The organism is Streptomyces sp. NPDC104226 (genome assembly GCF_055584085.1).
In genome coordinates this window covers 167,923-180,127 of record NZ_JBVJMS010000010.1, presented here as the reverse complement: position 1 = coordinate 180,127, position 12,205 = coordinate 167,923, and the positions used below count along the sequence as shown (strand labels likewise).

At 69.6% G+C, this 12,205-nt stretch carries 14 protein-coding genes and 1 pseudogene; 6 read left to right on the top strand and 9 right to left on the bottom strand.

Annotation, left to right across the window (positions count from 1 at the left end):
• Positions 1 to 25 precede the first annotated feature (25 nt).
• From sigM to trxA, 4 genes are all read left to right on the top strand, one after another.
• Positions 26 to 727 (top strand): RNA polymerase sigma factor SigM, encoded by a 702-nt coding sequence (sigM, locus tag ACZ60J_RS29420; protein ID WP_469686458.1) that lies wholly within the window; start codon positions 26 to 28, stop codon positions 725 to 727.
• On the top strand, positions 724 to 1,677 hold the full coding sequence (locus ACZ60J_RS29415; RefSeq protein ID WP_469686456.1) for an anti-sigma factor family protein: 954 nt from the start codon (positions 724 to 726) through the stop codon (positions 1,675 to 1,677). Before sigM ends, ACZ60J_RS29415 begins: the two co-directional genes overlap by 4 nt.
• A gap of 125 nt (positions 1,678 to 1,802) precedes the next feature.
• Positions 1,803 to 2,762: a thioredoxin-disulfide reductase gene (trxB, locus tag ACZ60J_RS29410; protein ID WP_382977685.1), complete on the top strand. Its 960-nt coding sequence runs from the start codon at positions 1,803 to 1,805 to the stop codon at positions 2,760 to 2,762.
• Between the two features lie 53 nt (positions 2,763 to 2,815).
• Positions 2,816 to 3,154 carry a thioredoxin gene (trxA, locus tag ACZ60J_RS29405; RefSeq protein ID WP_250738630.1) on the top strand — a complete coding sequence of 113 codons (339 nt, stop codon included), beginning with the start codon at positions 2,816 to 2,818 and terminating at the stop codon, positions 3,152 to 3,154.
• Between the two features lie 107 nt (positions 3,155 to 3,261).
• On the opposite strand, the gene ACZ60J_RS29400 is transcribed toward trxA, so the two are convergent.
• From ACZ60J_RS29400 to rpmH, 9 genes are all read right to left on the bottom strand, one after another.
• On the bottom strand, positions 3,262 to 3,879 hold the full coding sequence (locus ACZ60J_RS29400; RefSeq protein WP_469686453.1) for a GNAT family N-acetyltransferase: 618 nt from the start codon (positions 3,877 to 3,879) through the stop codon (positions 3,262 to 3,264).
• Between the two features lie 101 nt (positions 3,880 to 3,980).
• Positions 3,981 to 5,099, bottom strand: coding sequence for a ParB/RepB/Spo0J family partition protein (locus tag ACZ60J_RS29395; protein ID WP_469686451.1), 1,119 nt, complete (start codon positions 5,097 to 5,099; stop codon positions 3,981 to 3,983).
• Positions 5,096 to 6,187 carry a ParA family protein gene (locus ACZ60J_RS29390; protein ID WP_469686449.1) on the bottom strand — a complete coding sequence of 364 codons (1,092 nt, stop codon included), beginning with the start codon at positions 6,185 to 6,187 and terminating at the stop codon, positions 5,096 to 5,098. The genes ACZ60J_RS29395 and ACZ60J_RS29390 overlap by 4 nt, the downstream gene beginning before the upstream one ends.
• A 242-nt stretch (positions 6,188 to 6,429) precedes the next feature.
• On the bottom strand, positions 6,430 to 7,140 hold the full coding sequence (rsmG, locus tag ACZ60J_RS29385; RefSeq protein WP_469686448.1) for a 16S rRNA (guanine(527)-N(7))-methyltransferase RsmG: 711 nt from the start codon (positions 7,138 to 7,140) through the stop codon (positions 6,430 to 6,432).
• A 146-nt stretch (positions 7,141 to 7,286) separates the two neighbouring features.
• Complete coding sequence (locus ACZ60J_RS29380; RefSeq protein ID WP_469686446.1) at positions 7,287 to 7,796, bottom strand: Jag family protein; 510 nt, start codon at positions 7,794 to 7,796, stop codon at positions 7,287 to 7,289.
• Positions 7,797 to 7,811: 15 nt separating this feature from the next.
• A complete protein-coding gene (gene yidC / locus ACZ60J_RS29375; protein WP_469686445.1) occupies positions 7,812 to 8,918 on the bottom strand; it encodes a membrane protein insertase YidC in 1,107 nt (368 codons plus the stop codon).
• Between the two features lie 3 nt (positions 8,919 to 8,921).
• Positions 8,922 to 9,203 carry a membrane protein insertion efficiency factor YidD gene (gene yidD / locus ACZ60J_RS29370; protein ID WP_076043740.1) on the bottom strand — a complete coding sequence of 94 codons (282 nt, stop codon included), beginning with the start codon at positions 9,201 to 9,203 and terminating at the stop codon, positions 8,922 to 8,924.
• Positions 9,200 to 9,574: a ribonuclease P protein component gene (gene rnpA / locus ACZ60J_RS29365; RefSeq protein ID WP_469686443.1), complete on the bottom strand. Its 375-nt coding sequence runs from the start codon at positions 9,572 to 9,574 to the stop codon at positions 9,200 to 9,202. The genes yidD and rnpA overlap by 4 nt, the downstream gene beginning before the upstream one ends.
• Positions 9,575 to 9,596: 22 nt before the next feature.
• The gene (gene rpmH, locus ACZ60J_RS29360) at positions 9,597 to 9,734 is read right to left on the bottom strand and encodes a 50S ribosomal protein L34 (protein WP_018547628.1); all 138 of its coding nucleotides are present in this window, start codon (positions 9,732 to 9,734) and stop codon (positions 9,597 to 9,599) included.
• A gap of 360 nt (positions 9,735 to 10,094) precedes the next feature.
• Here rpmH and dnaA (ACZ60J_RS29355) point away from each other — a divergent pair.
• Positions 10,095 to 10,638: pseudogene (gene dnaA, locus ACZ60J_RS29355) on the top strand (chromosomal replication initiator protein DnaA); the annotation flags it as partial.
• A 47-nt stretch (positions 10,639 to 10,685) separates the two neighbouring features.
• A complete protein-coding gene (gene dnaA / locus ACZ60J_RS29350; RefSeq protein ID WP_469686764.1) occupies positions 10,686 to 11,921 on the top strand; it encodes a chromosomal replication initiator protein DnaA in 1,236 nt (411 codons plus the stop codon).
• The last annotated feature ends 284 nt before the right edge of the window (positions 11,922 to 12,205 follow it).

The window sequence follows — 12,205 nt, the reverse complement described above, 5'->3', positions numbered from 1 at the left end:
GGACAGCAGGGGGAGGGGCCCAGCGTTGGACGAAGCCACACCCGGCGGCCGCAGCGACCAGGAGCTCCTGTCGCTGCACGCCGCCGGTGACCCGGACGCCTTCGGTGAGCTCGTACGCAGGCACCGAGACCGGCTCTGGGCCGTCGCCCTGCGCACCCTCGGCGACCGGGAGGAGGCCGCCGACGCCGTGCAGGACGCCCTCGTCTCCGCCTACAGGGCCGCGCACACCTTCCGCGGCGAGTCCGCCGTCACGACCTGGCTGCACCGCATCACCGTGAACGCCTGCCTGGACCGGGCCCGCAAGGCCGCCTCCCGCAGGACGTCCCCCCTCGACGACACGGACCGGCTGGAGCGCCTCCTGGAGCCCCACGAGTCCGCCGAGGCTCCCGCGGAGCGGCAGGACCTCCACCGGCAGCTGCTGGCCGCCCTGAGCACCCTCCCGGCCGATCAGCGGGCGGCACTGGTCCTCGTCGACATGCAGGGCTACCCCGTCGCCGAGGCCGCCCGCATGCTCGACGTCCCCGTCGGCACCGTGAAGAGCCGCTGCGCCCGCGGCCGGGCCAAACTCGTCCCGCTCCTCACTCATCTGCGCACACCTACCGGGGATAACACCGATACCGAGCGGGGAAGGAACCGGACACCGGGGACAACCGTCCCACCGGCGGCAGACCGCGGGGACCCGGCCCCGGATCCCAATGCAGTGAAGGGCGGAGGTGGACGAGCGTGAACCCCACAACCGGTGCGACCGGCACCATCAAACACCCCGACGTCTCGGAGATCTCCGAGCTGGCGGAAGGCCTCCTCTCCCCGTCCCGCACGGCGGAGGTGCGCAGCCATCTCGTCGGCTGCCCCCTGTGCGCGGACGTCCGCGCCTCCCTGGAGGAGATCCGGTCCCTGCTCGGCACCCTGCCCGGCCCCGCCCGGATGCCCGCCGACATCGCCGGACGGATCGACGCGGCCCTCGCCGCCGAAGCGCTCCTCGACGCCACCGCGCCGCACCGGGAGCCCGCGCCCGCCGGCCCCGCAGCGGCCGACAGGTCGTCCGGACCCGATGTTTCACGTGAAACGCCCGCCGCCCCGCCCGGTGAAAAGAGCGCCCTGCGGCCCTCCGGTCACCCGTCCGGCGCAACCGGTCCCGGGCGCCGCCGCGCACGCCGCCGGGTCGCTCTCGCGGGCGGTCTGCTCGCGGCCTGCGCCGCCGGCGTCCTGGTCTTCGGCCTGATGTCCGGCGACCACCCCGCACAGGACATGTCCGTACGGGGAGACGCGGCCACCGCGCAGTCCCGGTCCGGCACGCCCGAGTACACCGCGCAGGGACTCCCCGGCACGGTGAGCGGGCTCCTCGCCTCCGCCGCCCGCGGAGACAAGGCGGTGGCGGGGGAGCGGAACAACACCTTCGGAGTGGAGAACAGCCCCCCGTCCGAACCGGGCCTCGCCCCGGCCGACGGCGAGGCGCCCGGGGCACCCGCCTGCATCCAGGACGCCACCGGGAGGAGCGAGACCCCGCTGGCCTTCGAGTCCGGCACCTACGAGGGCAAGGACGTCTTCCTCCTCGTCCTGCCCCACCCCGGCGACCCCGCCTCCGTGGACGCCTATCTCGTCGGCTCCGCCTGCGTCACCGACCCCTCGGCCGCGCCCGGGAAGCCTCTGCTCACCCGCACCTACCCCAGGAGCTGACAGACCGGAAAGCCCAGGAGGACAACTCGGGAATGCAGGCGCCGTAGGATCCGTTGGGTGGGGTGAGAGTCCACACCGGCCCCCCGGTAGGCAGCAGGCAGTCCGCAGAGACGAGGAATCAACCCGTGAGCGACGTACGAAACGTGATCATCATCGGCTCCGGGCCGGCCGGCTACACGGCCGCCCTGTACACCGCACGCGCTTCGCTCAAGCCGCTGGTCTTCGAAGGTGCCGTCACCGCCGGTGGCGCGCTGATGAACACCACCGAGGTCGAGAACTTCCCCGGCTTCCAGGACGGCATCATGGGTCCGGACCTCATGGACAACATGCGCGGCCAGGCCGAGCGCTTCGGCGCCGAGCTGATCCCGGACGACGTCGTGGCCGTGGACCTCACGGGCGAGATCAAGACCGTCACCGACACCGCCGGCACCGTGCACCGCGCCAAGGCCGTGATCGTGACCACCGGTTCCCAGCACCGCAAGCTCGGCCTGCCCAACGAGGACGCCCTCTCCGGCCGCGGCGTCTCCTGGTGCGCGACCTGCGACGGGTTCTTCTTCAAGGACCACGACATCGCCGTGATCGGCGGCGGTGACACCGCGATCGAGGAAGCCACCTTCCTCTCCCGGTTCGCCAAGTCCGTCACGATCGTCCACCGCCGCGACTCCCTGCGCGCCTCCAAGGCCATGCAGGACCGCGCCTTCGCCGACCCGAAGATCTCCTTCGCCTGGGACAGCGAGGTCGCGGAGATCCACGGCGAGCAGAAGCTCACCGGGCTGACCCTGCGCAACACCAAGACCGGTGAGACCTCCGCACTGCCCGTGACCGGCCTCTTCATCGCCGTCGGCCACGACCCGCGCACCGAGCTGTTCAAGGACCAGCTCGACCTCGACGCGGAGGGCTACCTCAAGGTCGACGCCCCCTCCACCCGCACCAGCCTCACCGGCGTGTTCGGCGCGGGCGACGTGGTCGACCACACCTACCGTCAGGCCATCACGGCCGCGGGCACGGGTTGCTCCGCGGCCCTCGACGCCGAGCGCTTCCTGGCCGCCCTCGCGGACGCCGAGAAGGCGCACGCGGCGGTCTGACACCCTCAAGCAGCACCACACCCCACTCCCCGCAGGAAAAGAAGGAGGCCGCTGTGGCCGGCACCCTCAAGACCGTCACCGACGCAAGCTTCGATGACGACGTCCTCAAGAGCGACAAGCCCGTCCTGGTGGACTTCTGGGCCGCCTGGTGCGGTCCGTGCCGCCAGATCGCCCCGTCCCTCGAGGCCATCGCCGCCGAGTACGGTGACGAGATCGAGATCGTCAAGCTGAACATCGACGAGAACCCGGAGACGGCTGCCAAGTACGGCGTCATGTCCATCCCGACCCTGAACGTCTACCAGGGCGGCGAGGTCGTCAAGACCATCGTCGGCGCCAAGCCGAAGGCCGCCATCCTGCGCGACCTCGACGGCTTCGTCACCAGCAAGGCCTGACCCACCCGCGTCCGGGTCCGGACGCGAGCGCGTGAAACGGGGCCGCCCCCTGCCAGGGGCGGCCCCGTCCGCATGTCAGGCCACCCCCGGGACCGGGGGCTCCCGCCTCACAGCGGACGCAGCGCCGGTTCCTTCCGGGCCCCGCCCAGCAACCGGTCCAGGGCCAGCTCCACGTCTTCCTTCCACGACAGCGTGGACCGCAGCTCCAACCGCAGCCGGGGACGCGTCGGATGCGGCCGGACCGTCTTGAACCCCACGGCCAGCAGGTGGTCCGCAGGCAGCAGACAGGCCGGCCCGTCCCACCGGGCGTCGCCGAAGGCCTCGATCGCCCGGAACCCCCTGCGCAGCAGATCCTTCGCCACCGTCTGGACCATCACCCGCCCCAGCCCCTGGCCCTGATACCCCGGCATGATCCACGAGGTGATGAGCTGGACGGCGTCCGGGGACACCGGGCTGGTCGGGAACGCGGTCGCACGCGGCACGTACGCCGGCGGCGCGTACAGGACGAAGCCCACGGGAACCTCGTCCACGTAGACCACCCGACCGCACGAGCCCCACTCCAGGAGGACGGCGGAGATCCACGCCTCCTTCTCCTCGGCAGGGTTCCCCGCCTTCACGGCCGCCTCGCCGGTGACGGGATCCAGCTCCCAGAAGACACACGACCGGCAACGCCGGGGCAGGTCTTGAAGGTTGTCCAGCGTGAGAGGTACCAGCCGACGACCCATGACCGCATCGTATCCAGAGCTCGAATCACCCGAAACCGCAGCAAGGCAAAGGGGCGGGCCGCACCGGCTCACACCGGCACGACCCGCCCCTGGGCTGTGCGTTACTCCCCGGCAGCACCCTGATCCAGCACCCGGCCCTCGCCCGGCGCCAGGGTCCCCAGAATGCGCTCCAGGTCCTCCATCGACGCGAACTCGACGGTGATCTTGCCCTTCTTCTGGCCCAGATCCACCTTCACCCGCGTCTCGAACCGGTCCGACAGCCGCGTCGCCAGCTCGTTGAGCGCGGGAGCCACCCGAGCACCCGCCCGCGGGCCCTTCGGCTTCACCGCACTCGGCGACTCCGAACCCATCAGCGCCACGATCTCCTCGACCGCACGCACCGAGAGCCCCTCGGCCACGATCCGGTGCGCCAGCCGGTCCTGCTCCTCGGAGTTGTCCACCGACAGCAGGGCCCGCGCGTGGCCCGCCGACAGCACACCCGCCGCCACCCGCCGCTGCACGGGCGGAGAGAGCTTCAGCAGACGCAGCGTGTTCGAGACCTGCGGACGGGAACGCCCGATCCGGTCCGCCAGCTGGTCGTGCGTGCAGTTGAAGTCCTGGAGCAGCTGGTCGTACGCGGCAGCCTCCTCCAAGGGGTTCAGCTGCGCCCGGTGCAGGTTCTCCAGGAGCGCGTCCAGCAGCAGCTTCTCGTCGTCCGTTGCCCGGATGATCGCCGGAATCCGGTTCAGGCCGGCCTCCCGGCACGCCCGCCAGCGCCGCTCGCCCATGATGAGCTCATAGCGGCCCGGACCGGACTGCCGCACCACCACCGGCTGGAGCAGGCCCACCTCCTGAATGGAGGTCACCAGCTCGGCCAGCGCGTCCTCGTCGAACACGTCGCGCGGCTGCCGCGGGTTCGGCGTGATCGAGTCCATCGGGAGCTCCGCGAACGTGGCCCCCGCCACCTCGCCGGCCTCCGGAGCGGTGAGCTGCTCGGGCTCGCTCACGGGCGCGGGCGCGGACGTGGACGTGGACGTGGCCACCGGCGATGTTTCACGTGAAACATCGGCCTGCGCCAGCGAAGCCAGCTTCGCCGCCGCGACGCCTCGCTCCGAAGGAAGAACCGGCATCGCCGACGGAGACGTCGACCCTGCACCGATCACCGGCGGGACCTTCTCCTGGGGAGCCGCGGGAATCAGCGCGCCGAGCCCCCGCCCCAGACCCCTACGTCGCTCACTCACTGGATCCCCTCCGCCATGCTCTGCGTGTTGTTCATGCCCGCACCCTGATGGGGGTGCTGGGGGTCGTACTGGAAACCGGCCCCGCGCAGCGCGATCTCCCGCGCAGCCTCCAGATAGGAGAGGGAACCGCTGGAACCCGGGTCGTAGGTCAGCACCGTCTGCCCGTAGCTCGGAGCCTCGGAGATGCGCACCGACCGCGGGATGCTCGTGCGCAGCACCTCCTTGCCGAAGTGCGTGCGCACCTCCTCCGCCACCTGCGAAGCCAGCCGGGTCCTGCCGTCGTACATCGTCAGCAGGATCGTGGACACGTGCAGGGTCGGGTTCAGATGGGCCCGCACCAGGTCCACATTGCGCAGCAGCTGACCGAGACCCTCCAGGGCGTAGTACTCGCACTGGATCGGGATCAGCACCTCCGCGCCCGCGACCAGGGCGTTCACCGTCAGCAGGCCCAGCGAGGGCGGGCAGTCGATCAGGATGTAGTCGAGCGGCTGCTCGTACGCCTGGATGGCCCGCTGGAGACGGCTCTCCCGTGCGACGAGGGAGACCAGCTCGATCTCCGCACCCGCGAGGTCGATCGTGGCCGGCGCGCAGAAGAGGCCCTCCACGTCGACCACCGGCTGGACGACCTCCATCAGCGGGCGGCTGTCCACGAGCACGTCGTAGATGGACGGCACGTCCGCGTGGTGGTCGATGCCCAGCGCCGTCGAGGCATTGCCCTGCGGGTCGAGGTCGACCACGAGGACCCGTGCGCCGTGCAGGGCCAGGGATGCGGCCAGGTTCACGGTCGACGTGGTCTTGCCCACGCCGCCCTTCTGGTTGGCCACCACCATGATCCGGGTCTTCGGGGGCCTGGGCAGCCCCTCACCCGCACGCCCCAGGGCCTCGACCGCGATCTGGGCGGCTCGGCCGATGGGCGTGTCCTCGTTGTCCACCAGGGGCGGGGCCGATGTTTCACGTGAAACATCGTCGCCCGGGGATTCAGAGCGGGGACCGGGGACCGGATCGGCCATCGGCCCCGCAAGGTTGGCGTCTGACCGCACGGTGTCACTCTCCTCGGCATCTGGCTCGCGATGAACAGAGCCTGCCATGTCACCGGGGTCGCGAACCAGCGGGGCCCGTACTCCTGTGGATGAATCCACCGATGTGGACAACTCCGTCCCCCCTTCGCCCGTGCGGAGACGGGGGGACGTAGCCGCACGACCGCGGCTGATGATTCCGTGCAGCAGAGAGGGGCGTTTCACGTGAAACACGATGCCCGGACGGAGTCATCCGGCCGCTACGACACTCCGAAATCCGTACCTACAGGGCGCAACACGCCCCAGGACACGGCTCAGCGCCGCCGGCGCGTCCGGCTGGTCCGGGCGGCCTTGGCCCGCTTCGCCGCGAACCGCACCCCGCCGGGGCTTTCCCCGACCTCGACCCGCACCACGGTGGTGAGCGGGTCCACGACCCCCTCGCCCACGTGCAGCACCGAGGTCTTCACCACACCGAGCTTGGTCAGCGCGGACTTCGCCCCCACCAGCTCCTCATCGGCGGTGTCGCCCTTCAGCGCCAGCATCTCGCCGTACGGGCGCAGCAGGGGTACGCCCCAGCCGGCGAGCCGGTCCAGCGGAGCCACCGCGCGCGCCGTCACCACGTGCACCGGCTGGAGCTTGCCGAGAACTTCCTCGGCCCGCCCGCGCACCACCGTCACATGGTCGAGCCCCAGCAGCTCCACGACCTCCTGGAGGAAGTTCGTGCGGCGCAGCAGCGGCTCCAGCAGCGTGATCTTCAGGTCCCTGCGGACCAGGGCCAGCGGAATGCCGGGGAGGCCTGCGCCCGAACCCACGTCGCACACGGTGACGCCTTCGGGGACCACCTCCGAGAGCACGGCACAGTTCAGCAGGTGCCTCTCCCAGAGCCGCGGCACCTCGCGCGGCCCGATCAGGCCCCGCTTGACACCCGCATCCGCCAGCAGCTCCGCGTACCGCACAGCTTCCGGGAAATGCTCGCCGAACACCGCACGCGCCTCGTCAGGTGCCGGGGGCGCTTCTTCGGGCATCGGGGGAAGCTCAGCTGCCTCCGTCACGGGGACCGTCCTTCCGTACCGCATGGTTGTGAACCCACGGCGTCACTGCCGTCACTGCCAGGCTGACAAAGATCGGCCCCGCCTGCGAGACAGACGGGGCCGGACACTCAAGCTTCCGGTCAGGCCGGAAGCACGACGACGAAGCGCTGCGGCTCCTCGCCCTCGGACTCGCTCCGCAGACCGGCGGCGGCCACGGCGTCGTGGACGACCTTCCGCTCGAAGGGGGTCATCGGGTCCAGCTTCATGGGCTCACCGGACGTCTTCACGTCCTCCGCGGCCTTGATGCCGAGCGCCGTCAGCTCCTCGCGCTTCTTCGCCCGGAACCCGCCGATGTCCAGCATCAGCCGGCTGCGGTCCCCGGTCTCGCGGTGCACGGCCAGGCGGGTCAGCTCCTGCAGAGCCTCCAGCACCTCGCCGTCGCGGCCCACGAGCTTCTGCAGGTCGCGCGCGGACTCGCTGACGATGGAGACAGAGGCGCGGTCCGCCTCGACGTCCATGTCGATGTCGCCGTCCAGGTCGGCGATGTCCAGCAGACCCTCAAGGTAGTCGGCCGCGATCTCACCCTCCTGCTCGAGGCGGGTCAGGGTGTCGCCACTCTCAGCGGCGGCGGTGGTGGTGCCTTCCGTCACGGGAGGGACTCCTTCTTACTTCTTGGGAGAGGGCTTGCTGGGGGGCGTCTGACGCTGCGACTTCGACTGCCGCTTGGGCTGCTGCCGCTTCGGGGTACCACCGCCGGCCGCATCGGAGTCGACCGTCGCCTCGACGCTCTTCGCCACGGAGCCGTCCGCCTGCGCGGCCAGGCCCTGCTTGGTCAGGCCGGTGATGAACTTGCGCTCGTTGTCGTTGCGGTCCGGGCCCTTGGCCACGATCGCCGCGACGATCTTCTTCTTGCCCCGGCTCTTGAGCTCGCCGTGCGAGGTGATCTGCTTCAGCAGGCGCGACAGGTACTGGTCCTGGGCCAGGCTGCCCGGGGTGGGGTTCCGGTTGATCACGAACATCTGCTGGCCCATGGTCCACAGGTTGGTGGTCAGCCAGTAGACGAGGACACCGACGGGGAAGTTGATGCCCATGACGGCGAAGATCACCGGGAAGACGTACATCAGCATCTTCTGCTGCTGCATGAACGGCGTCTTGACCGAGAGGTCGACGTTCTTCTGCATCAGCTGGCGCTGCGTGTAGAACTGCGACAGCGACATCATCACGATCATGACCGCGGTGACGATCCGCACGTCGGTGATCGAGGCGCCCAGAGCAGCGACCTTGTCGGCGCTGTCCGTGAACTTGGATGCCAGCGGGGCACCGAAGATGTGCGCGCTACGCGCGCTCGCGAGCAGCGGGCCGTCGATCACGCCGATCGGCTTGCCGTTGGCGATGGCGGCGAGCACATGGTAGAGCGCGAAGAAGAACGGGGACTGCGCCAGGATGGGAAGGCACGAGGAGAGCGGGTTGGTACCCGTCTCCTTGTACAGCTTCATCATCTCTTCGGACTGGCGCTGCTTGTCGTTCTTGTAGCGCTCCTGGATCGCCTTCATCTTCGGCTGGATCGCCTGCATGCCGCGCGTCGCCTTGATCTGCTTCACGAAGAGCGGGATCAGGCAGATGCGGATCAAGATCACCAGGGAGACGATGGACAGGCCCCAGGCCCAGCCACTGTCCGCGCCGAACATGGCGCCGTACACCTTGTGGAACTGGACGATGATCCACGAGACAGGCGTGGTAATAAAGCTGAACAGACTGGCAATCGTGTCCACTAATCAGGCTCCTTGAGCATTGCGAGATCTACGCAACGCACTGCGCAGCTGCTCGTGCCAACGCGGGCGTTTCCGGGGTGGGACGTGGTCCACGCCACCCGGGGACCACGGATTGCACCGCAGGATCCGCCAGGCGGTCAGAGCCGTCCCCTTCACCGCACCATGCCGGTCGATGGCCGTGTACCCGTAGTGCGAACACGAGGGGTAGTAGCGGCACACCGGCCCGAGCAGCGGACTGATCGTCCACTGGTACAGCTTGATCAATGCGAGCAGCGGGTACTTCATCGAGCCACGCCTCCCAAGAGCCGCAGCAGTGCGGCATCGAGGTCCCGGGCCAGCTCGTCGAGACCGGCATCACCCGCTCCGGGCAGAGCCCGTACCACCATCAGGCTACCTTCGGGCAGCTGGGACAGCCGCTCGCGGACGAGATGGCGCAAACGGCGCTTGACCCGGTTGCGTACCACGGCGATGCCGACAGCCTTGCTGACGACGAAACCCGCACGCGTCGAGGGATCGATCTCCCCCGGCTCGTGCGGGTCCGTTGCACCGCTTGTACGTAGGTGGACGACGAGGAGCGGGCGACCGGCCCGGCGACCTCGACGTACCGCGCTCGCGAAGTCCTCGCGCCGCCTCAGCCGATGTTCGGGAGACAGCACGACGTCACGATCCGCCCGTCAGTTACGCGGAGAGGGCGGCGCGGCCCTTGGAACGACGGTTCGCGAGGATCGCGCGACCGGCACGGGTACGCATCCGCAGGCGGAAGCCGTGGGTCTTGGCGCGACGGCGGTTGTTCGGCTGGAAGGTGCGCTTGCTCACTCGGGGGCTCCAGAGAATTAAATCGTTTAGGCGGGACATCGCCTGGCTGTCACCGTGCGCCCACGAGGAGAAAACTCGCGTGTTCGCCCGAGTGGCACCGCAAAACGATCACGACCAGTGATCTTCGCCCATCGGTAGGCAGGCGGCAGCAGCCATCGACAACTCGACCTCGTTACGGTACGCGCGGCTACGCCATCCGGTCAAACCGAGCCGACGGTGCCCCACACTGTGCACAGGCTGTGGACAACGACTTGAACCGTACCCGCTGGCCTGACTACCGTTGCCTGACCCCGGATTTTTTGTCCCGACCGTCCCAAAGAACCACACATTCGTGGGACCCCCTCTGAGAGAGCGTGCCCTGTGGCTGACGTACCTGCCGATCTTGCCGCAGTGTGGCCCAGGGTGCTCGAAGGGCTCCTCGGGGAGGGACAGAACAGCATCGAGCCCAAGGACAAGCAGTGGGTCGAGCGCTGTCAGCCGCTGGCCCTGGTGGCGGACACCGCGCTGCTTGCCGTCCCCAACGAGTACGGCAAGCGGATCCTCGAGGGCCGGCTCGCTCCGCTCATCAGCGACGCCCTCAGCCGCGAGTGCGGGCGCCCCATCCGGATCGCCATCACGGTCGACGACTCCGCCGGCGAGCCCTCGCCCCCGGCTCCGTCCCCTTCTTCCTCCCGCGACGGCTACGAACCGTACGGCGGCCAGCGCCCCGGCGGCCACACCGGGCCCATGGGTCACACGGGCCCCGGCGGCCACACCGGCCCCGGCCCCGGCTCCGGCCCCGTCGATGAACAGCTCCCCAACGCCCGTCCCGCCTACCCGGACTACCAGCAGCCGCGCTCCGAGCCCGGCGCCTGGCCCCGCGGCGGCCAGCAGGACGACTACGGCTGGCAGCAGCCCCACCTCGGCGGCTTCCCCGAGCGCGACCCGTACGCCTCCCCGCAGCCGGGCTACATGCAGCAGTCCGAGCCCTCCTCCTACGACCAGGGCTCCTACGAACAGCAGAAGTACGAGCAGCAGCCGTTCGAGGACCAGCAGCAGCGCTCCTCCCGTCAGTACGAGCAGCAGCAGTACGAGCAGTCCGCCCCGCGCCCGGCGCCCAGCCGGCCCGCGCCCTCGGCGCCGTCCGGCGGTTCCACCTCGGGACCGCTGGAGCCGACCGCCCGGCTGAACCCCAAGTACCTCTTCGACACCTTCGTCATCGGCGCCTCCAACCGCTTCGCGCACGCCGCCGCGGTGGCCGTCGCCGAGGCGCCGGCGAAGGCGTACAACCCCCTCTTCGTCTACGGGGAGTCCGGGCTCGGCAAGACGCACCTGCTGCACGCCATCGGGCACTACGCGCGGAGCCTCTACCCCGGCACCCGGGTGCGGTACGTGAGCTCCGAGGAGTTCACCAACGAGTTCATCAACTCGATCCGCGACGGCAAGGGCGACGCGTTCCGCAAGCGCTACCGCGAGATGGACATCCTGCTCGTCGACGACATCCAGTTCCTCGCGAGCAAGGAGTCGACGCAGGAGGAGTTCTTCCACACCTTCAACACGCTCCACAACGCCAACAAGCAGATCGTGCTCTCCTCCGACCGGCCGCCCAAGCAGCTCGCCACCCTGGAGGACCGGCTCCGCAACCGCTTCGAGTGGGGCCTGATCACCGACGTCCAGCCGCCCGAGCTGGAGACCCGCATCGCGATCCTGCGCAAGAAGGCCGTCCAGGAGCAGCTCAACGCCCCGCCGGAGGTGCTGGAGTTCATCGCCTCCCGCATCTCGCGCAACATCCGCGAGCTGGAGGGGGCGCTGATCCGGGTCACGGCCTTCGCGAGCCTGAACCGGCAGCCGGTCGACCTGGGGCTGACCGAGGACGTGCTGAAGAACCTGATCCCGGGCGGTGAGGACAGCTCGCCCGAGATCACCGCCGGCGACATCATGGCGGCCACCGCCGACTACTTCGGGCTGACCGTGGACGACCTGTGCGGCTCCTCGCGCAGCCGCGTGCTGGTCACCGCCCGGCAGATCTCCATGTACCTGTGCCGGGAGCTCACCGACCTGTCACTGCCGAAGATCGGGGCGCAGTTCGGCGGCCGCGACCACACCACCGTCATGCACGCGGACCGCAAGATCCGCGCTCTGATGGCGGAGCGCCGCTCCATCTACAACCAGGTCACGGAGCTCACCAACCGCATCAAGAACGGCTGACGCCGGCTCTGTGTACGTGCCGTACGGGTGCCTGCGAGGCCCCTTCAAACGCTGTGAGAGGGCGCTCCCGGGTCACTTCGGGGGCGCCTTTCTTCGTGCGTGCGCCCCCAGCCTGTTCGAATACGCCCCCTCGGGGGCAACTCATCCACAGATTGGGCGACTTTCTTCCGTCCACAACCTGGGGACGGGTCGCGCCACCCACAAAACTGTCCACAGGGCCCAGGTGTGAGGCACCATCAGGGCTGGTCAGGGCCCTGTGGATTTGTGCGCAGCCGCTATCCACA